General features: G+C 70.0%; 18 protein-coding genes. 7 read left to right on the forward strand and 11 right to left on the reverse strand.

The window, feature by feature from the left end:
• Positions 1 to 69 precede the first annotated feature (69 nt).
• Positions 70 to 1,191, forward strand: a complete 1,122-nt coding sequence (locus tag ACIP6N_RS02710; protein WP_401812250.1) for a lipid II:glycine glycyltransferase FemX — start codon at positions 70 to 72, stop codon at positions 1,189 to 1,191.
• 100 nt (positions 1,192 to 1,291) lie between these two features.
• Here the strand turns inward: ACIP6N_RS02710 and pssA are convergent, their stop codons facing one another.
• Both pssA and ACIP6N_RS02720 read right to left on the reverse strand, forming a co-directional pair.
• Positions 1,292 to 2,149 (reverse strand): CDP-diacylglycerol--serine O-phosphatidyltransferase, encoded by an 858-nt coding sequence (gene pssA / locus ACIP6N_RS02715; RefSeq protein ID WP_401812252.1) that lies wholly within the window; start codon positions 2,147 to 2,149, stop codon positions 1,292 to 1,294.
• On the reverse strand, positions 2,136 to 2,783 hold the full coding sequence (locus tag ACIP6N_RS02720) for a phosphatidylserine decarboxylase (RefSeq protein ID WP_401812253.1): 648 nt from the start codon (positions 2,781 to 2,783) through the stop codon (positions 2,136 to 2,138). The genes pssA and ACIP6N_RS02720 overlap by 14 nt, the downstream gene beginning before the upstream one ends.
• 2 nt (positions 2,784 to 2,785) lie before the next feature.
• On the opposite strand from ACIP6N_RS02720, the gene ACIP6N_RS02725 reads away from it, so the two are divergent.
• Entirely contained in the window at positions 2,786 to 2,929 is a 144-nt protein-coding gene (locus tag ACIP6N_RS02725; RefSeq protein ID WP_401812254.1) for a hypothetical protein, read from the forward strand.
• A gap of 35 nt (positions 2,930 to 2,964) precedes the next feature.
• Here the strand turns inward: ACIP6N_RS02725 and ACIP6N_RS02730 are convergent, their stop codons facing one another.
• From ACIP6N_RS02730 to ACIP6N_RS02755, 6 genes are all read right to left on the reverse strand, one after another.
• Positions 2,965 to 4,170: an acyl-CoA dehydrogenase family protein gene (locus ACIP6N_RS02730; protein ID WP_401812256.1), complete on the reverse strand. Its 1,206-nt coding sequence runs from the start codon at positions 4,168 to 4,170 to the stop codon at positions 2,965 to 2,967.
• Between the two features lies 1 nt (position 4,171).
• Positions 4,172 to 4,693, reverse strand: coding sequence for a MaoC family dehydratase (locus tag ACIP6N_RS02735; RefSeq protein WP_401812258.1), 522 nt, complete (start codon positions 4,691 to 4,693; stop codon positions 4,172 to 4,174).
• Positions 4,694 to 4,696: 3 nt separating this feature from the next.
• On the reverse strand, positions 4,697 to 5,677 hold the full coding sequence (locus ACIP6N_RS02740) for an HpcH/HpaI aldolase/citrate lyase family protein (RefSeq protein WP_401812260.1): 981 nt from the start codon (positions 5,675 to 5,677) through the stop codon (positions 4,697 to 4,699).
• Positions 5,674 to 7,686 carry a protein meaA gene (locus ACIP6N_RS02745; RefSeq protein ID WP_401812261.1) on the reverse strand — a complete coding sequence of 671 codons (2,013 nt, stop codon included), beginning with the start codon at positions 7,684 to 7,686 and terminating at the stop codon, positions 5,674 to 5,676. The genes ACIP6N_RS02740 and ACIP6N_RS02745 overlap by 4 nt, the downstream gene beginning before the upstream one ends.
• Positions 7,683 to 9,023, reverse strand: coding sequence for a crotonyl-CoA carboxylase/reductase (ccrA, locus tag ACIP6N_RS02750; RefSeq protein ID WP_401812262.1), 1,341 nt, complete (start codon positions 9,021 to 9,023; stop codon positions 7,683 to 7,685). Before ccrA ends, ACIP6N_RS02745 begins: the two co-directional genes overlap by 4 nt.
• Before the next feature lie 346 nt (positions 9,024 to 9,369).
• On the reverse strand, positions 9,370 to 10,182 hold the full coding sequence (locus tag ACIP6N_RS02755; protein WP_401812263.1) for a TetR family transcriptional regulator: 813 nt from the start codon (positions 10,180 to 10,182) through the stop codon (positions 9,370 to 9,372).
• Positions 10,183 to 10,375: 193 nt separating this feature from the next.
• On the opposite strand from ACIP6N_RS02755, the gene ACIP6N_RS02760 reads away from it, so the two are divergent.
• Positions 10,376 to 10,960, forward strand: coding sequence for a HEAT repeat domain-containing protein (locus tag ACIP6N_RS02760; RefSeq protein WP_401812265.1), 585 nt, complete (start codon positions 10,376 to 10,378; stop codon positions 10,958 to 10,960).
• A 24-nt stretch (positions 10,961 to 10,984) separates the two neighbouring features.
• Here the strand turns inward: ACIP6N_RS02760 and ACIP6N_RS02765 are convergent, their stop codons facing one another.
• Both ACIP6N_RS02765 and ACIP6N_RS02770 read right to left on the reverse strand, forming a co-directional pair.
• Positions 10,985 to 11,485 carry a GNAT family N-acetyltransferase gene (locus ACIP6N_RS02765; protein WP_401812267.1) on the reverse strand — a complete coding sequence of 167 codons (501 nt, stop codon included), beginning with the start codon at positions 11,483 to 11,485 and terminating at the stop codon, positions 10,985 to 10,987.
• A 29-nt stretch (positions 11,486 to 11,514) separates the two neighbouring features.
• On the reverse strand, positions 11,515 to 12,564 hold the full coding sequence (locus ACIP6N_RS02770; RefSeq protein WP_401812269.1) for an Rv2578c family radical SAM protein: 1,050 nt from the start codon (positions 12,562 to 12,564) through the stop codon (positions 11,515 to 11,517).
• Positions 12,565 to 12,699: 135 nt separating this feature from the next.
• On the opposite strand from ACIP6N_RS02770, the gene ACIP6N_RS02775 reads away from it, so the two are divergent.
• The 4 genes from ACIP6N_RS02775 (at position 12,700) to ACIP6N_RS02790 (ending at position 19,330) form a co-directional block, all read left to right on the forward strand.
• Positions 12,700 to 13,200, forward strand: coding sequence for an SRPBCC family protein (locus ACIP6N_RS02775; RefSeq protein ID WP_401812271.1), 501 nt, complete (start codon positions 12,700 to 12,702; stop codon positions 13,198 to 13,200).
• A gap of 281 nt (positions 13,201 to 13,481) precedes the next feature.
• A complete protein-coding gene (locus tag ACIP6N_RS02780) occupies positions 13,482 to 15,932 on the forward strand; it encodes an MFS transporter (protein ID WP_401812273.1) in 2,451 nt (816 codons plus the stop codon).
• Between the two features lie 135 nt (positions 15,933 to 16,067).
• Positions 16,068 to 18,515, forward strand: coding sequence for a SpoIIE family protein phosphatase (locus tag ACIP6N_RS02785; protein WP_401812275.1), 2,448 nt, complete (start codon positions 16,068 to 16,070; stop codon positions 18,513 to 18,515).
• A 95-nt stretch (positions 18,516 to 18,610) separates the two neighbouring features.
• Complete coding sequence (locus ACIP6N_RS02790) at positions 18,611 to 19,330, forward strand: class I SAM-dependent methyltransferase (protein WP_401812277.1); 720 nt, start codon at positions 18,611 to 18,613, stop codon at positions 19,328 to 19,330.
• Positions 19,331 to 19,588: 258 nt separating this feature from the next.
• Here ACIP6N_RS02790 and ACIP6N_RS02795 read toward each other — a convergent pair whose 3' ends face one another.
• Entirely contained in the window at positions 19,589 to 20,275 is a 687-nt protein-coding gene (locus tag ACIP6N_RS02795) for an HAD family hydrolase (protein ID WP_401812279.1), read from the reverse strand.
• Positions 20,276 to 20,389: the final 114 nt, after the last annotated feature.

Raw genomic sequence — 20,389 nt, forward strand, 5'->3', positions numbered from 1 at the left:
GGGCGGTGCCCCCGGCCTAGGGTGCTGTGAGCCGTACAGGTGCTGTGAGCCGAACAAAGGATCACCCCCATGAGCTACCGGCTGAAGACGATCACCCGTGACGAACATCTGGCCTTCGTGAAGGCACGGCCCGCCGCGAGCCATATGCAGGTCCCTTCGTGGGGAGACGTCAAACCGGACTGGCAGGCGGAGAGCCTGGGCTGGTTCGACCAGGACGGGTCCGTCGTCGGCGCCGGACTCGTCCTCTACCGGCCCGTGCCCAGGCTCCGGCGCTGCCTCGCCTATCTCCCGGAAGGACCGGTCATCGACTGGTACGCCGCGGATCTGGAGCGCTGGCTCGCGCCAATGCTCGCGCATCTCAGATCCCGGGGCGCGTTCTCGGTGAAGATGGGTCCGCCCGTCGTCACCCGCCGCTGGGACGCGGAGACGGTCAAGGCGGCCATCGCCGATCCGGCCGCCCGCCGGCTGCGGGACGTCGACGCCACCACCTCGGACCCGGCGGCCTTCGAGATCGCCGCCCGGCTGCGCCGCATGGGCTGGCGGCAGAAGGCGGACGGCGGCGAGGCGGGCTTCAGCGCGGGACAGCCTCGTTACGTCTTCCAAGTGCCCTTCGCCGGAAGGTCGTTGGAAGCGATTCAGCAGGGCTTCAACCAGCAGTGGCGACGGAACATCAAGAAGGCTCACCAGTCGGGTGTCACGGTGGTGCGGGCCGACTACGACGACCTGCCCGTCTTCCACGAGCTGTACCGCGAGACGGCGGAGCGCGACCGCTTCCTGCCGCGCCCCCTGCCGTACTTCCAGCGTATGTGGACCGCGCTCAGCGCCGAGGACCCCGACCGGATGCGGCTCTACCTCGCCCACCACCGGGGCGACGTACTGTCCGCGGCCACGATGCTGACCGTCGGCGAGCACATCTGGTACTCGTACGGCGCCTCCACCAGCCGCAGGCGCGAAGTACGGCCCAACAACGCCATCCAGTGGCGGATGATGAGCGACGCACACGAAATGGGCGCGGGCGTCTACGACTTGCGCGGTATCACCGACACCCTCGACGAGGGCAGCCACCTCCTTGGACTGCTCCGCTTCAAGGCGGGCACCGGCGGACAGGCGGCCGAATACCTCGGCGAGTGGGACTACCCGCTCAACAAGCTTCTGCACAAGGCCTTCGACCTCTACCTGGCGCGCCGCTGAAGGCGCGGGCGCGCCGCCCCGGACACCATGCACGAGAGGGGCCCGGGTGCGGATCGCACCCGGGCCCCTCTTCGGTTCTTCGCCGCGAAGCGGCGGCGCGTTAAGGCAGTTGCGCCGCGCGCGCCTCACGGCGGTTGTCACGGAAGGTGTTCACGCGCCGCGCCGTGGCGAAGAGCGGAATCACCGCACCCGTCACGACCTGGAGCGCACAGCCGGTCTGCAGGAGCAGCTGACCACCGGGGGCGTCGAACGCCCACGCGGCGAGCAGCGCCATCGCGGAGACGATCCAGCTGAGCATCGCCACCGCCAGGACGCCGCGCGGCTTCGGGTACTCGACCCGGCTCACCATCAGCCACGCCACTCCGACGATGGCGAGCAGCGTCGGGATGAAGGGCAGTTCGAGCAGCACGATCGAGACGACGGTCAGCGCGCCGAAGGGGCTCGGCATGCCCTGGAACATGCCGTCCTTCAGCGTCACACAGGAGAACCTGGCCAGCCGCAGCACCACGGCGAGCAGCACCACGATCGCGGCCAGCGCCGAGACCCGCTGATGCGCGTCGTCCGCCACCATGCCGTAGACCAGGACGAAGTACGCCGGGGCGAGACCGAAGCTGATCAGGTCGGAGAGGTTGTCCAGCTCCGCGCCCATCGGCGAGCTGCGCAGCTTGCGCGCCACGAGCCCGTCGAACAGGTCGAAGATCGCCGCGCAGAGCATCAGGATCACGGCCGTGGCCGCGGAGTGCCGCGCCATGCCGCTTTCGTCACTGCCGGTGAGATGCGGGATGAGGATGCCGGTGGTGGTGAAGTACACCGCCATGAATCCACATGTCGCGTTACCGAGTGTGAGGGTGTCCGCTATCGACAGTCGCATCGACAGCGGCATGTCTTCGGTGTCGTCCTCTTCCGTCTCGGCCTCCGTGGCCCAGCCGGCCTGAGTATCGGGATCAATCACGGTCAATTCGAGTCACCCCTGCGGTCGTGGTCTGACCGACCTCGACGGCGACGTCAACACCTTCCGGAAGGTAGATGTCGACGCGCGAGCCGAACCGGATCAGGCCGATGCGCTCGCCCTGCTCCACCTTGGTGCCCTGAGGCAGGTACGGAACGATACGTCGGGCGACGGCGCCGGCGATCTGCACCATCTCGATGTCACCGAGCTCGGTGTCGAAGTGCCAGACGACGCGCTCGTTGTTCTCGCTCTCTTTATTGAAAGCCGGAACGAATCCCCCGGGGATGTGCTCGACGGAGGTCACCGTGCCCGCGAGCGGAGCGCGGTTGACGTGGACGTTCAGCGGGCTCATGAAGATGGCGACCCGGGTCCGTCCGTCCTTCCACGGCATGATGCTCTGCACCACACCGTCGGCCGGAGAGATGACGCGGCCTTCCGTGATCTCGCGCTCGGGGTCCCGGAAGAACCACAGCATGCCCGCCGCGAGAGCGGTGGCGGGCACGGCGAGAGCGGTGGCGCGCCTGGAGTGGCGCGCGCGGACCAGACTGATGGCTGCGGTGGCGACGGTCGGCAGAAGCCACGGCGAGGCTCCGCGCGCGAGGCGGACCCGGCCGCGTGGTGCAGAGGTTTGGCTGTGGGGCATGGATGACCTTCGTAGCGGATGATGCCGCGCTGGCAACAGGGGGACGGCGGCTTTTCACCGATGGTATCGGTTGCGGGCAGCAACTGAGCAAGCCAGCAACCGAGTCGGGCGGCCTGAACTCGGTGCGGGACGACGACAGTGTGTGATCTTCTTCGCGGATAAAATGGCTTTAAAGCGACAATCAGCCCTGGAATCGGTACTCCTCCAGCAGTCGGCGGCCAATGATCATTTTCTGGATCTCGGCGGTACCCTCACCGATCAGCAGCATGGGTGCCTCGCGGTAAAGGCGCTCGATCTCGTACTCCTTGGAGAATCCGTAACCGCCGTGGATCCGGAAGGCGTCCTCGACGACTTCCTTGCAGTACTCGGAGGCGAGGTACTTCGCCATCCCCGCTTCCAGGTCGTTTCGTTCCCCGGAGTCCTTTTTGCGCGCCGCGTTGACCATCATCGCATGCGCCGCCTCGACCTTAGTGGCCATTTCGGCCAGCTTGAACTGGATGGCCTGGTGCTCCGCGATGGCTTTTCCGAAGGTGTGCCGCTGTTGTGCGTAGGACACACCCAACTCGAACGCGCGCAGTGCCACACCGCAGCCGCGCGCGGCGACATTGACGCGGCCCACTTCGACACCGTCCATCATTTGGTAAAACCCTCGGCCGGTGGTTCCGCCCAGGACTCGATTGGCCGGAATGCGTAGTCCGTCCATAATCATTTCGGTGGTGTCGACCCCCTTGTAACCCATCTTGTCGATTTTTCCCGGGATGGTGAGACCGGGCCGCACCTCACCGAAACCGGGCTCCTTCTCCACCAGGAACGTGGTCATCGACCTGTGCGGCGCGGCGGACCCGGGGTGGCCCTCGTCACTGCGGCACAACACCGCCACGAGTGTGGACGTACCACCGTTGGTCAGCCACATCTTCTGCCCGTCCAGGATGTACGTGTCACCGTCCCTGACGCCCCTGGACGTGATCGCCGCCACGTCGGAGCCGAGCCCCGGCTCCGACATCGAGAACGCGCCGCGCACCTCGCCCGCCGCCATCCCGGGCAGGAAGGCGTCCTTCTGCTCCTGGGTGCCGTGGCGCATCAGCAGGTACGCCACGATGAAGTGCGTGTTGACGATGCCGGAGACGGACATCCAGCCGCGGGCGATCTCCTCCACGCACAGCGCGTAGGTGAGCAGCGACTCGCCCAGACCGCCGTACTCCTCCGGGATCACCAGGCCGAACAGACCCAGCTCTCTCAGGCCCTCGACGATCCGCGCCGGGTACTCGTCGCGGTGCTCCAGCTCCGTGGCGACCGGCAGGATCTCCTTCTCGGTGAAATCCCTGACGGTGGCCACGATCTCCCGCTGGACATCGGTCAGACCGGCGGTCCGGGCGAGTCGGCTCATCTCACTTCTCCTGATCCCGGCGGTGGGCCGGCTCCGGGCGGCCCGGCTGCTCGCCGCCGCGCTCCTGGACATAGGCCTCGGTGGGCACCATCACCGTGCGGCGGAACACGCACACCACCGTGCCGTCCTGCGTGTAACCCGTCGTCTCCACGTGCACGACGCCGCGGTCGCTCTTCGATCGCGACGGTGTCTTGCCGAGCACGGTCGTCTCGCCGTAGAGCGTGTCGCCGTGAAAGGTCGGCGCGAGATGCCTGAGCGATTCCACCTCCAGATTGGCGAGGGCCTTTCCGGAAACGTCGGGCACCGACATACCGAGCAGCAGCGAATAGACGTAATTGCCCACCACGACGTTCTTGCCGAAGTCCGTCGTCCGCTCCGCGTAGTTGCTGTCCAGGTGCAGCGGATGGTGATTCATGGTCAGCAGACAGAAGAGATGGTCGTCGTATTCTGTGACCGTCTTGCCCGGCCAGTGCTTGTAGACCGCCCCGACCTCGAACTCCTCAAAGGTGCGCCCGAACCTCACCGCTCACCCCTCCGGAGCCTCGAAGGCGGTGGTGCGCCGCAGCCCCGCGGCGCGGCCCTTGCCCGAAACGACCAGCGCCATCTTGCGGCTCGCCTCGTCGATCATCTCGTCGCCGAGCATCGCGGAACCCTTCTTGCCGCCCGCCTCCGACGTGTAGTAGTCGTACGCGTCCAGGATCATCTCGGCGTGGTCGTAATCCTCCTGCGAGGGCGAGAACACCTCGTTCGCCGCGTCGATCTGGCCCGGGTGCAGCACCCACTTGCCGTCGTACCCGAGCGCGGCGGCCCGCCCCGCCACCTCGCGGAAGCCCTCCACGTCGCGGATCTGGAGGTACGGTCCGTCGATCGCCTGCAGACCGTGGGTGCGGGCCGCCATCAGGATGCGCATCAGGATGTAGTGGTACGCGTCGGCGCCGTAGCCGGGCGGCTGCTGACCGACCACGAGCGTCTTCATGCTGATCGACGCCATGAAGTCGGCCGGACCGAAGACGATGGTCTCCAGACGCGGCGAGGCGGCCGCGATCTCGTCCACGTTCACCAGGCCCCTGGCGTTCTCGATCTGCGCCTCGATGCCGATCCTGCCGACCTCGAAGCCCATCGTCTTCTCGATCTGCGTCAGCAGCAGATCGAGGGTGACGATCTGCTGGGCGTCCTGGACCTTCGGCAGCATGAGGCAGTCGAGGTTCTGCCCCGCGCCCTCGACCACGGTGATGACATCGCGGTACGTCCAGTGGGTGGTCCAGTCGTTGACCCGTACGACGCGTGTCCTGCCCGTCCAGTCGCCCTTGTTGAGCGCGTCGACAATGCTGTGCCTCGCGCTCTCCTTGGCGAGGGGCGCGCACGCGTCCTCCAGGTCGAGGAAGACCTGATCGGCGGGGAGGCCCTGGGCCTTCTCCAGGAAGCGCGGGTTCGAGCCGGGTACCGCGAGGCAGGAACGGCGTGGCCGCAGCCGGTTCGCGGCGCTCTCGGGCGTGGTGCGGGTCATGCGGAGACCTCCAGAGGGTCGAGCTTGTTCGCGGTGCGGATCTCGTCGACGATACGGCCGATGATCCCGGTGATCCCGAAGTCCTTCGGGGTGAAGACCGCGGCCACCCCGGCCGCGCGCAGCGCTCCGGCGTCGGCGTCCGGGATGATCCCGCCGACGATCACCGGGATGTCGCCGGCGCCCGCCGCGCGCAGCCGCTCCAGCACGTCGGGCACCAGCCGCGCGTGCGAGCCCGACAGGATCGACAGACCCACGCAGTGCACGTCCTCGGCGAGCGCGGCCCCGACGATCTGCCCGGGCGTGAGCCTGATGCCCTGGTAGACCACCTCGAAGCCGGCGTCCCTGGCGCGTACGGCGATCTGCTCCGCGCCGTTGGAGTGCCCGTCGAGACCGGGCTTGCCGACCAGCAGCCGCAGCCGTCCCGAACCCAGCTCGGCGGCGGTGCGCGACACCTTCCGGCGTACGGCGGCCAGCGGCGTGCTCTCCCCGGCGCTCACCGCGACGGGCGCGCCGCCCACCCCCGTGGGAGCGCGGAACTCGCCGAAGACCTCACGCAGCGCCCAGGACCACTCGCCGGTCGTCACACCGGCCCGCGCGCACTCCATGGTCGCGGCCATCAGATTCGCCGTGCCCGCCGCGTCCTTCTTCAGCGCGGCCAGGGCCCCGGCGGCGCGGGACTCGTCGCGCGCCGCGTGCCACGCGTGCAGCGCCGCCACGACCGCGGCCTCGTTCGCCGGGTCGACGGTCATGACGGCGGTGCCGGGATCGGCGGTGAGCGGGCTGGGCTCGGTGGACTCGTAGCAGTTGACGCCGACGATCCTCTCCTCGCCGGACTCGATCCTGGCGCGCCGCTCCGCGTGCGAGGCGACCAGCCCGGATTTCAGGTAGCCGGACTCGACGGCCGCCATCGCGCCGCCCATCGCCTCGATGCGGTCCATCTCCGCCAGGCTCCCGGCGACCAGTTCCGCCACCTTTGCCTCGACGACGTGGGAGCCCGCGAAGATGTCCTCGTACTCCAGCAGGTCCGACTCGTGCGCGAGCACCTGCTGGATACGCAGCGACCACTGCTGGTCCCACGGCCTCGGCAGCCCCAGCGCCTCGTTCCAGGCCGGGAGCTGGACGGCGCGGGCGCGGGCGTCCTTGGAGAGGGTGACGGCCAGCATCTCCAGGACGACGCGCTGGACGTTGTTCTCCGGCTGCGCCTCGGTGAGGCCCAGGGAGTTGACCTGGACGCCGTAGCGGAAGCGGCGCTGCCGGGCGTCCTCGACGCCGTACCGCTCGCGGGTGATCCGGTCCCAGAGGCGTCCGAAGGCGCGCATCTTGCACATCTCCTCGACGAAGCGGACGCCCGCGTTGACGAAGAAGGAGATCCGGCCCACGACCTCGCCCCTGCGGTCCTCCGACACCTGTCCTGACGCGAACACCGCGTCGAGGACGGCGATCGCGGTGGACATCGCGTACGCGATCTCCTGGACCGGGGTGGCCCCGGCCTCCTGGAGGTGGTAGCTGCAGATGTTGACGGGATTCCACTGCGGGAGATGGTTCACCGTGTAGGTGATCATGTCGGTGGTGAGGCGCAGGCTCGGCACCGGCGGGAAGACATGGGTGCCGCGCGAGAGGTATTCCTTGACGATGTCGTTCTGCGTCGTCCCCCGGAGCCGCGCGAGGTCGGCGCCCTGCTCCTCCGCGACCACCTGGTAGAGCGCGAGCAGCCACATCGCGGTGGCGTTGATGGTCATCGAGGTGTTCATGCGTTCCAGCGGGATGTCCTTGAACAGCTTCCGCATGTCGCCCAGATGGGAGACGGGCACCCCGACCCGGCCGACCTCGCCGCGGGCGAGGAGGTGGTCCGGGTCGTAGCCGGTCTGGGTCGGCAGGTCGAACGCGACGGAGAGGCCGGTCTGCCCCTTGGTGAGGTTGCGGCGGTACAGCTCGTTCGACGCCTCTGCGGTGGAGTGGCCCGCGTACGTCCGCATGAGCCAGGGGCGGTCTTTCTGACGGCTCGTCATGAGCCGTTCCTGAAAAGCTGGATGGCGTCGAGGTGCTTGGCGCGCATCTCCTCGTCGCGTACACCCAGACCCTCGCGCGGAGCGAGTGCGAGGACGCCGACCTTGCCCTGGTGGAGGTTGCGGTGGACGTCGTACGCGGCCTGGCCGGTGTCTTCGAGCGGGTAGACCCTGGAGAGTGTGGGATGGATCCTGCCCTTCGTCACCAGGCGGTTGGCCTCCCACGCCTCGCGGTAGTTGGCGAAGTGCGACCCGACGATCCGCTTCAGGGACATCCACAGATAGCGGTTGTCGTACTCGTGGGTGTATCCGGAGGTCGAGGCGCAGGTGACGACCGTGCCGCCCTTGCGGGTGACGTACACACTCGCGCCGAACGTCTCGCGGCCCGGGTGCTCGAAGACGATGTCCACGTCCTCGCCGCCGGTCAGTTCGCGGATGCGCCTGCCGAACCGTTTCCACTCGCGCGGGTCCTGGTGCCGTTCGTCCGCCCAGAACGCGTAACCCTCCGCGGAGCGGTCGATGATCGCCTGCGCGCCCATCCGCCGGCAGATGGCCGCCTTCTGCTCGCTGGAGACCACACACACCGGATTCGCCCCGCCCGCGAGCGCGAACTGCGTCGCGTAGGAGCCGAGTCCGCCGCTCGCGCCCCAGATCAGCACGTTGTCCCCCTGCTTCATTCCGGCGCCGTTGCGGGAGACGAGCTGGCGGTATGCGGTGGAGTTGACCAGGCCGGGCGCCGCCGCCTCCTCCCAGCTGAGGTGGGCCGCCTTGGGCATCAGCTGGTTGGACTTGACGAGCGCCAGCTCCGCCAGGCCGCCGAAGTTGGTCTCGAAGCCCCAGATCCGCTGCTCGGGGTCGAGCATCGTGTCGTTGTGTCCGTCGGAGCTTTCGAGTTCGACGGAGAGGCAGTGTGCGACGACCTCGTCGCCGGGCCGCCAGGCGTTGACACCGACTCCGGTACGCAGCACGACCCCTGACAGGTCGGAGCCGATGACGTGGTACGGCAGGTCGTGGCGCCCGGCGAGGTCGCTGAGCCTGCCGTAGCGCTCCAGGAACCCGAAGGTCGGCAGCGGTTCGAAGAGCGAGGTCCAGACGGAGTTGTAGTTCACCGAACTGGCCATGACGGCGACGAGGGCTTCGCCGGGCCCGAGTTCGGGCACGGGCACGTCGTCGAGGTGCAGGGACTTGCGGGGATCCTTCTCCGCGGTGGTCAGGCCGGCGAACATCTCCGTCTCGTCCTTGTGCACGGTCACCGCGCGGTACGAAGCGGGCACGGGCAGGGCGGCGAAGTCGGCGGACGTGGCGTTCCGCGATTGGATCGCGTCCAGGATTTCCTTCACGTGTGTTGCCTCCGGCGAAGCGTGTACGGGAACGCTGAGGGGCGTGTACGGGAACGCTGAGGAGAGGGAACGGGGTGCCGTCGGTTCGGCGGGCGGTGCCTGTGACACAGACGTCCGGGGCGCGGGCGAGGTGGCCTGCGGAGCGGCCGGACAACTTCAAGGTATGGCACGCCGTGTCATTGCACAAGGCACTGAGTGCCATGGGTTGCGCTCAGATGTAATTTTGGGCGCGCAGAGGAGCGCCGTCGCGGGACGACCGGTCGCGGCGTACGGGAAGGGCGGATCACGGGGTACGGATCACGGGCGCGCAGTGCGGGGAAACGATTCTGACGCGGGGGCGCGGCCCTCACGCGTCCTTGATGGCCTGCTGGATGGTCCGCATGATCTCGTCCAGAGGTGCGTCCGTGTGCGCCACGGTCACCAGCACGTCCCCGCTGGTGCGCGCGGTGGCCGCCGCACGCTCCGGCTTCCCGCCGAGGGTCCCGCCCGCGCCGATGCCCGTACCGAAGGTGCGGCGCACGATCTCGAAGGCGTGGTCGAGCTGCGCCTCCACATCGCCCTGGCCGCCGGCCCGCAGCCAGCGCCGCAGCACATGGTTGTGCGCGGTGACGACCGCGGACGCGGCCACCTCGGCGAGCAGCGGGTCGTCGTTGCCGTCCGTGTGGTCGCGCTCGTCGAAGTGGCCCAGCAGGTAACGGGTGAACAGCCGCTCGTAGCGGGCCACCGAGGCGATCTCGCGCTCGCGGAGCGTCGGTACCTCGCGGGTGAGGCGGTAGCGCTCCACGGAGACCGCGGGGGAGGCCGCGTACATCCGCATGACCTCCTTGATGCCCCGGCAGACCGTGTCCAGCGGGTGCTCGTGGGCCGGCGCCGCGTTGAGCACGGCCTCCGCGCGCACGAGGGTGTCGTCGTGGTCCGGGAAGATCGCCTCTTCCTTGGAACGGAAGTGCCGGAAGAACGTCCTGCGCGCGACCCCGGCCGTGGCGGCGATCTCGTCGACCGTCGTCGCCTCGTACCCCTTGGTGGCGAACAGCTCCATGGCCGCGGCCGCCAGCTCGCGGCGCATCTTCAGCCGCTGGGCGGCCGCGCGGGTGCCGGCGGCGCTCTCGGGGACGCCGGACCTGGCGGGCGTACGAGACGATTTGGCGGGCTGGGACATGACCTGAACGTACTGCATCGGCCCAGGTGCGCGCGCCCGTGGGGCGGATGCCGGACAGTTCGGCGCCGGGCGCGCCCGTGGAAGCGGATCCCCGGCTTCCGGCCGAGGCGGCCCGCCGGCACCAGGTGTTCGACGGGTGAGGAGCCGGCCCGAGGGCGGTAGGTGTGCGCTGCGCCACGGATAGCCTGCCCGCATGACTCTGACGACCGTCATGGACGAGGATTTCCGCTCGCTCGCGGACCGGGCTCGGGACGAGTCCGGTGGTTCGGCCGCGTACATCCGACTGATCGGAACCGGCGACCGCGAAGAGCTGGCACGGACCCTCGTCGCTCCCGAACAGCCCCTGTGGGCGCGGGAGATCGCCGCCTTCCGGCTCGGCTGCGCGGGAGACGCGCGGGCCTTCGAGGCGCTGGTGCTGCTGCTGAACCACCGGGACCCGGAGCGCGGCGTCTCGGCCTCGTACGCCCTGGCCCGGCTCGGCGATCCGCGTACGCCCCGGGCGGCAGCGGCCCTCGCCACCAACAAGCTGCGCACGGCCTACGCGGTCCACGCCGTACGGCTGCTCACGCGGCTGCGCGCCGCCGAGTCCGTACCGGCGCTGATCGCCACCCTGGAACGGCTGCTGGCGCCGGGCGAGGAGCACTGGCGGGTGGCGCTGGCCTGTGTCGAGGGGCTCGGCGAACTGGCCGACGCGCGCGCCTGCCCCGTTCTGCGGGCGGCTCTCGGCCATCCGCGCCTGTCCGTGCGGGCGTCCGCCGCGCTGGCCCGCATGAGCTGACGGAGGGGCGCGCGACGCGGGAGGTCACGGGCTCAGCCGCCGCGCGTACCGCACCTCAGGCACGGACGCGCCGCCCACCTCGTACGGTTCGGCCGCGCCGTCGGCGGTGAAGCCCGCGCGGCCGTAGAAGCGGCGGGCCCGTTCGTTCCGCTCGACCACCCAGAGCACCATCCGCCGGCAGCCGTCGTCCGTCGCCCGGGACGCCAACTCACCCAGCAGTGACCGGCCCACGCCGGTGGACAGGTGCTCGGGCCGTACGTAGAGCGCGTACAGCTCCGCCGTCCCGTCGGGTACGTCCTGGTCGCGGCACGGCCCGAGACAGCCCCAGCCGACCACGCTGCCCGCGCGCTCGGCGACGAGATTCACCACCCGGGGGCCGGCACCTGCGAGATGCGCGCGCCGGCGGTCCGTCTCCTCCGTGACGCTCATCGCGTCCAGATGGGCCTGGGGCATCAGACCCGCGTACGCGTACTGCCAGCCCCGGACCCGGACGGCGGCGACCGCCTCGCAGTCCGCCTCCGTCATCTCACGGATCCGGATGTCCACCGCCGGGCTCACAGGAGCGTCAGCTGGGTGGCGGCGGGCTCCGGCGACGGCTCCGGCGCGACGGCGGGGATGCGGCGGGCGCCGCCGCGGCTCGCCGGACCGATGCCGAACTCGTCGGCCAGCTCGTGCACCTGCCTGGTGATCCGGCGCTGGTACCACTTGGGCGCGTACGCGCCGTCCGCGTACAGCCGCTGGTAGCGCCGCACCAGATGGGGATGGTGCTGTCCGAGCCAGGTCATGAACCACTCCCGCGCGCCGGGCCGCAGGTGCAGGACCAGCGGTGTCACGGACGTCGCGCCGGCCTGCGCGATCGCGCGTACGGTCGCGCGCAGCTGGTCGGGGCCGTCGCCGAGGAACGGGATGACCGGCGCCATCAGCACCCCGCAGCCGATCCCGCTGCCGGCCATGGCCCGTACGACGTCGAGGCGGCGCTCCGGCGAGGGCGTGCCCGGTTCGACCGTGCGCCACAGCTCCTGGTCGGTGAATCCGACCGAGACGGAGACGCCGACATCGGTAACCGAGGCCGCCTTGCGCAGCAGTTCCAGGTCACGCAGGATCAGCGTGCCCTTGGTGAGGATGGAGAACGGGTTCGCGCGTTCGGTCAGCGCCGTGATGATGCCGGGCATCAACCGATAGCGGCCTTCCGCCCTTTGGTAACAATCGACATTCGTCCCCATCGCGATGTGGGCCCCCTCCCAGCGCGGCGAGGCGAGGTGGTGCCGCAGCAGCTCCGGTGCGTTGATCTTGACGACGATCTGGGAGTCGAAGTCCAGACCGGTGTCGAGATCGAGATAGCCGTGGGTCTTCCTGGCGAAGCAGTAGACGCAGGCGTGGGTGCAGCCCCGGTAGGGATTCACCGTCCATTCGAACGGCATCCGGGACGCTCCAGGCACCCGGTTCACAATCGAACGGGCGCGGATCTCGTGGAACGTGATGCCCCGGAATTCGGGGGTGTCGAAGGTGCGGGTGGTCACCGCGTCCGTGCCGAAGAGCGCGATGTCCCCGGCAGGAGCGGTGGCCCCGGTGGTGGGTTCATCGGCCAGATTGTCCCAGCGCATGGGTGCCTCCTCGATCGCACTGACCTCAGAATAGAACACCTGTTCCCTTGTGTGCCGCAACCCGGATTTGGGCGTCGATCCCCGGGGTGGTTGGCTGGCCGCACCCCACTGACGTACTGAGCTGGAGGAAGTGCCATGGCGCAGGTCGAGGCCACAACGGAGCGGATCATCGCGGCGAACGCGGAGACGGTGTTCGACGCGCTGGCCGACTACAAGGACACCCGCGCGAAGCTCCTCCCCGAGCAGTTCAGCGAGTACGAGGTGCGCGAGGGCGGCGACGGCGAGGGCACGCTCGTCCACTGGCGGCTCCAGGCCACCAGCAAGCGGGTCCGTGACTGCCTGCTCGAGGTGACCGAGCCGACCGACGGACGGCTCGTGGAGAAGGACCGCAACTCCTCGATGGTCACCACCTGGACCGTAACCCCGTCGGGCGACGGCAGCTCGAAGGCCGTCGTCACCACGGTCTGGGACGGCGCCGGCGGCGTCGGCGGCTTCTTCGAGCGCACCTTCGCGCCCAAGGGCCTCGGACGCATCTACGACCAGGTGCTCGCACGCCTCGCCGCCGAGACCGAAGGCCGGCCGGGCGCGGCGGACGCCGGGCCCGGCGCGCAGGACGCGCCCGAGTCCCAGGCGTAACGCACGGGCGCGCGGCATCGCCGCGCGCACACGGGCACGCGGCGGCTCGCCGCGAGCGTGGTGGCTCCGCTGACAAGGTCACCGGTTCGAGTGGTTTCCCCCGCGACGTGCCGTACGTCCCCCGTACGGCACGTCGCGGGAAAGCCCTGATGAGCGCCCCGGGACCCCCTGCTGCCCAAGTCCCACTCGTCGTCACCCTCTTCACGCAAACGCGACGCACTTCTTCTGCTTGGCGTGTAATGCGAAGAATGACGCCGCGCAGGTGACGAGGGGAGCAATACGTGGGCGGGACCGCTCTGGTGAAGGATGTCGGGCAGGGTCAGGGGACCGCTCCCACCCCGGTGAAGCCGTCACCTGTCGCGCCGCCCGTGGACGGCGCTCTCAGCCCGCGCCGGGTGCGGCTGGTCTTCCTCGGGCTGATGCTCGCCCTGCTGCTGTCCGCGCTCGACCAGATGATCGTGGCCACGGCGCTGCCGAAGATCGTCGGTGAGCTGCACGGCCTGGACCGGATGTCCTGGGCGATCACCGCCTACCTGCTGACCTCCACGATCGGCCTGCCGATCTACGGCAAGCTCGGCGATCTCTTCGGCCGCAAGGGCGTCTTCCAGTTCGCGATCATCGTCTTCACCATCGGCTCCGCGCTGGCCGGCTGGTCCCGCTCGATGGACCAGCTGATCGCGTTCCGCGCACTTCAGGGCGTCGGCGCGGGCGGCCTGATGATCGGCGTCCAGGCGATCATCGCCGACATCGTGCCGCCCCGGGAGCGCGGCCGTTTCATGGGGCTCATCGGCGCGGCCTTCGGTCTCGCCTCGGTCGCGGGGCCGCTGCTCGGCGGATTCTTCACCGACCACGCCTCCTGGCGCTGGTGCTTCTACTTCAACGTGCCCTTCGGGCTGGTCACCTTCGCGGTGGTGACCACCGTGCTGAAGCTCCCCCGACCCCACGTGCGCGGCAAACTAGACCTGCTGGGCGCGCTGATGCTCGCCGCCGCCTCCACCTGTGTGGTCCTGCTGACCAGTTGGGGCGGTACGCGGTACGCGTGGGGCTCGGGCGTCATCCTGGGGCTCGGTGCGGGCGCGCTGGGAACAGCGTTGCTCTTCCTGGTCGTTGAGCGCTTCGCGGCCGCGCCGATCATCCCCCTGCGGCTGTTCAGGGACTCCGTTTTCAACGTCACCAGCCTGGTGGGCGCGACCGTCGGCGTGGCACTGTTCGGCGCGGCCAGCTACCTGCCGACCTTCCTGCAGATGGTCGACGGAGCGAGTGCCACCGAGTCCGGTCTGCTGATGCTGCCCATGATGGGCGGTGTCGTCGCCGCCTCGGTCACCGCCGGCCAACTCATCAGCCGCACCGGGCGCTACAAGATCTACCCGGTGCTCGGCTCGGCGCTCTCGGTGGTCGGCATGTGGCTGCTGTCCCGGCTCGACGCTGACACGTCCGGGCTCGTGACCGGGATCGCACAGGCGGTGCTGGGCATCGGCGTCGGACTCGTCATGTCGGTGCTCGTGCTCGCCGTGCAGAACTCCGTCGCACGAGCCGATCTCGGCACGGCCACCAGCGCCAACAACTACTTCCGGCAGATCGGCGGCAGCGTCGGGGCCGCCGTCTTCGGCACTCTCTTCGCCAACCGCCTGGCCGGCGCGCTCGCCGACCGCGTCCCGCCCGGGACCGGGCTCCCCGGTCCGGAGTCCATCACCCCGCAGACGGTTCACGCGCTGCCTCCCGCGGTGCGCGACGCCTACATCCAGGCGTACGCGGACGCCATGCCGCGGATCTTCCTCTACCTCGTGCCGGTGCTCGTGCTCGGCCTGTTGATCGCCGTCTTCCTCAAGGAGAAACCACTGGTGTCCCACCACACCTCCGCCGCCGACACCCCTGCCGCCGACACCCCCACCGCGGACCTTCCCGCCGGCGAGACCACGGCCGCCGTCCCCGTCCCGCGTCCGGCGGACGCCCGGGGCGCGGCCCCGTACCCCGCCGGCGTCGTCGTCCGCGGCACGGTGCGGCACCACGACGGCAGCACCGTGCCCCGCGCCGCCCTCACCCTCATCGACGTCCACGGCTCACAGATCGGGCGGGGCGCGAGCGGTGAGGACGGGCGCTACGCGCTCGGCGTGCCCGGCGCCGGCTCGTACGTGATGATCGCCGCGGCCGGCGGCCACCAGCCGCAGGCCGTGACCGTCACCGTCGGCGCGCGGCCCGTCGACCTCGAGGTGATCCTCGGCGGCGCGGGACGCCTCGCCGGGGCCGTACGCACCGCCGACGGCACGCCCGTGCGCGACGCGGCCGTCACCCTCACCGACGTACGCGGCGAGGTCGTCGCGAGCACCCGCAGCGGGTACGAGGGCGGTTACGTCATCACGGAACTGGTCGCGGGGGAGTACACCCTCGCCGCGAGTGCCCCGGCCTTCCGGCCCGCCGCCCTGCCCGTCAGCGTCCAGCCGGCGCGCGAGACCCGGCAGGACATCGAACTGGCCGGCGGTGCGGTGCTGCGCGGCGTCGTGCGGGCCGGTGGCGGCAGGCTCGTCGAGGAGGCCCGCGTCACACTGCTCGACACCGCGGGCAATGTGGTGGACACCCTCACCACCGGTCCCGACGGCACCTTCCGCTTCGTGGACCTGTCGTCCGGCGAGTACACGGTGATCGCCGCTGGCTATCCGCCCGTCGCCACCGTGCTCCAGGTGGCGGGTGGCGGACGCACCGAACGTGACCTCCAACTGGGCTATGAAGACTGACTAATTTTCAGTCAGTGGGAGGGGGTGCGCGGGCGCGCGACTGATTCCCGCAATGCCCGGCGCTGTCAGTGTGAGGGGCCGTACCGTGGAGGGCCGAGCCGCGCATTCCTGCGGCAGGGAAGGAGCCTTCCACCCATGGACAGTGGTTTTCCGCCGGATCCGCCGCGGCACTTCGCCACGGCGGGACGGATTCCGCTCGCCGTGGTCGTCGTGGACGGCGACGGCCTGGTGTCACACTGGTCGGCCGGTGCACGGAGGCTTTTCGGCCATTCCAAGGAGCAAGCCGTCGGGCGGCCGGCCGGTGACCTGATGCCGGTCGCGGGAGGCCTCGCCACCGGGGAATACGGGCTTGTCCACGGGGTGTACGAGGCGGGCGACGAGCTGGGCCCCGAGCTGGGCGCCCACAGCTCCTATCCCACCTCGGGCCGGGCGAAGGACGTACGCGCGGACGGCCGCGGTCCGCTGGACGTGCTCTGGTGGGCCTATCCGCTGGTCGGTCCCGGTCGTGGCCGTTATCTCGTACTCGCCGCCGACGCCGGGCAGTTCACCCGGTCCGGCGGAGCGGCGACGGCCGGAACCGACACCGAGCGGATCGCCCCGCGCTTCGCCTCGCACACCGAGTTCCGCGACTCCGAGGCACTCGCGGGACGGCTGCCCGAGATCCTGCCGAACATGGGGCCCTCCGAGGCCAATCGCATCGCCGCGCAGGTACTCGAACTGGGCTACCCGGTACTGGAGTTCAGCCGGCACGAACAGGTTCCCGTCACGCCGGACTGGGGCGTGCCGCGCCGGGTTCCCGGACAGCGGGAGGCGTCGGCGTCCGAGCGGGCCGCCGACGGAGCCGGGCCGCGCCCCGCTCTCCGGCCCGAGGCCGGCCTCGAATACGCGGCGGTCCGTGAGCGGCTGGAGTTCCTGAACGAGGTCAGCGGCCGCATCGGCTCCTCCCTCGATCTGGCGCGCACCATCCGCGAGGTCACCAGTGCGGCCGTGCCCCGCTTCACCGACTTCGCGGGCACCCACCTGCGCGCCGCCGTGCTGGCCGGCGAGGGGTTCCCGGACGGGCCGCCCGATGTCACCACCGTCTGGCACCGGGTGTGGGTCGAACACAACGACGAGCCGGGCCGCTGGGACGACACCGTTCCGGTCGGCGAGGCGATCTCCTTCCCCGAACACACCCCGTTCTTCCAGTGCATGGTGACGGGCGAGCCCGTGCTCATCCCGCGGCTCAGTCAGGAGGACGGCGACCGTATCTCCGGGGAGTTCGAGAAGCGGGACCTGCGCCCGCTGATCAACAACCGCTCCCTGCTGCTCGTACCGCTGAAGGCGCGCAATGTGGTGCTCGGGTTCATGGTGCTGATGCGCCGGCCCGAGCGCGAGCCGTTCGACGACATGGACCGAACAACCGGAGCCGAACTCGCCGCCAGGGCTGGGCTCGTGCTCGACAACGCCCGGATGTACACGTATCAGGAGAACGTGGCCGAGACCCTGCAGGACAGCATGCTGCCGCAGGTCACGCCCCGCATGGCGGGGTGCGACATCGCTACCCGCTACCTGCCGGGCACCCTGCTCGGCCGCATCGGCGGCGACTGGTTCGACTCCGTCAAGCTGCCGGGCTCGCGCACCGCGCTCGTCGTGGGCGACGTCATGGGACACGGTCTCAACTCGGCAGCAATGATGGGCCAGTTGCGCACAGCGGTCCAGACGATGGCCACCATGGAGCTGCCGCCCGCCCAACTGCTGCGCAATCTTGACGACTTGGCGCAGCGGCTCGGCGAGCAGTACCTGGCGACGTGCCTGTACGCGGTGTACGACCCGATCCACTCCGAACTCCAGATCGCCAACGCCGGGCACATCCCGCCCGTACTCGTCCGCGCCGAGGACGGGTCCGCCGAACTGCTCGACCTGCCGACCGGAGCGCCGATCGGCGTCGGCAAGGTCGCCTTCGAGACGGCCACGGTACGGGTGGGACCCGGCGACCGACTGATCCTGTGCACCGACGGTCTGGTCGAGGTGCGGGGCCAGGACATCGGGGAGGGACTGGCCGCGCTCTGCGCCTCGGCCGCCCACCCCGCCGCCTCCATGGACGCGGCCTGCGACACCATCATCCGCACACTGGCCACCGGCGGCGGTCGCAAGGACGACGTGGCCCTGCTGATGGCGCGGCTGAACGGAATCCCGGCCGGCGACGTGGCCGAATGGCAACTGGCCCTGGACGCCAGCGAAGTGGGGCGCGCCAGACAGCTCGTACGCGGCAGGCTCACCGACTGGGCGCTGCCCGGCGCCGTGGAGACGGCCGAACTGATGGTCAGCGAACTGGTCACCAACGCCGTGCGGCACAGCCGCTCCCGCCCTGTCGACCTCCGTCTGGTGCGCACGGACGCCCTGCTGTGCGAGGTGGCAGACGACGAGCCGGCCCCGGCGACCCTGCTGGACACGGACGGGGAAGACGAGTTCGGCCGCGGCCTTCGCGTGGTGAGCAGCCTCGCGACGCGCTGGGGCTCCAGCACGACGACGCGCGGCAAGACGGTGTGGTTCGAACAGGCACTGGCGCGAAACGCACGGCGCGGTCCGAACGGCAGGTGAAGGAAGCGCGCGCCCTCTTGCCCCGGGTCCCTCCGGGCCTGTAGTTCATTGCTCCACAACTCGCCTTCGGCGGGCCCGGCGTGGGGAGCGGTCAGATGGACGTGTCGCGGCGTTACCGTGCTGCGTGGGAGGACTTCTGGCGGGACACCGCCGACACCCCCGGCGAGGCGATGTGGGACTCGGACCCCTCGCTCGGCTCCGGTCCGCACAGCGAACTGCTGCTGCCGTACGCGGATTCCGCGCTGCCCGTGGTGGACCTGGGCTGCGGCAGCGGGACCCAGACCCGTTATCTGGCGACCCGCTTCGCCCGCGCGATCGGCGTGGATCTGTCGCACGCCGCCGTCGAACACGCACGCCGGGCCGACCCGGAGAAAACGGCGGAGTTCGAACAGCTCGATCTGGTCGACGCGGACGCCGTGCGCGCGTTCGGAGAGCGGACCGGCGACACCAACGTCTATATGCGGGCCGTGATTCACCAGAGCGAGCCCCGGGACCGACCCGCCGTCGCGGCCGCCGTCGCGGCGCTGCTCGGTGAGCGGGGCAGGGCCTTCGTGGTCGAGCTGACTCCCGCCTCGAAGGCGGTCCTCCAGGAAGCCGCGGAGGGGCCGGGCGGTCCGCCGGCCAAACTGCTGCGGGTCTTCGAGTACGGGCTCAAGCCGGCCGGCGCGCAGGACGAGGAGGTGCCCGACCTGCTCCGCGCGGCGGGGCTGCGCATCCTCGCGGAGGGGAGGACCACGCTGCCCATGACCGAATATCTGCCCGACGGCACCCGTATCGACCTGCCGGCCAGGTGGTTCGTCCTGGCCCGGGAGTAACCGCGGGGCGCCGGGCGCGCTTTCGCGGTGCGCGCTCCGTGCTGCCTCGTGCTCCGTCGGGCCGCCGCTGTCGTGCTCGTCCGGCCGTCCCCGTTGCGCTTCCTCGTACGTTCTCGTGCCTCGCAGTGCTCCGGCCGTCCTCGTGCGCAACGGACTTCTGGCGCTCACCCCGGCAACCGCCGGGGTGAGCGCCAGAAGTCCGTTGCGTGACAGGGCTCGGGAGATTCGGCACCGCTTGTTCTGCGTGATCTCCGCTCGTCACACCTGGCTGGGTACGCGGTCGCAGGCCCACAGCCGGACCTCGGGGTTGTCCAGCGAACGGACCCAGAGGTCGACCAGGGTGATGGTTTTCTCCTCGGGCCACGGACCCGCTCCCAGCACCCGCAGCCCGGCCCGTACCGCGGCCTGGACACCGCAGTACGAGTCCTCCACCGCCAGCGCTTCCGAGGGCTCCACACCGCAGAGTTCGGTCGCTCTGAGGTAGACGTCCGGGTGCGGCTTGGGCCTGATGGTGTCGTCCGGGACGACGATGTGGTCGAAGAACCCGCGGAGTCCCGCGGTGTCGAGGCAGGACTCGACGACTTCGGCCGGGCAGTTGCTGGCGACGGCGAGCGGCGCGAACCGGCTCACGTCATGCACCAGTTCACGGGCGCCCGGCATGGTCATGGGGTTGTCCGTGACCAGGGCCATGAATTCCGCGAGGAGTTGAGCCGTCATTTCCTCGGTGAGTTCAGGGTGTTCCGATTCGGTCGCCATGAGGCGTCCGCATTCGGTGTAATGCAGCCCCTTGGCGCGTTCGGCGAAGCCGGGAGCCGGCGCGAATCCGTGGACGTCCAGCACGCGGTCGCGGGCGTCCTGCCAATGGCGTTCGGTGTCCATCAGTGTGCCGTCGCAGTCGAAGACAATCGCCGCGGGAGTCCAGGAGAAGATGCGAGATGCGGTCATCCGATTACCAGTCCGTTCAGGAGTGGGCGCGGTTCCCGGGGCGTGCCGAGCGCAAAGCGATCAGGGCCGCTCAGCCGGAAACATAACGATCACTACGGTAGGGACGGCGACTTG

It is taken from the genome of Streptomyces sp. NPDC088725, assembly GCF_044751305.1.
Classification (GTDB): domain Bacteria; phylum Actinomycetota; class Actinomycetes; order Streptomycetales; family Streptomycetaceae; genus Streptomyces.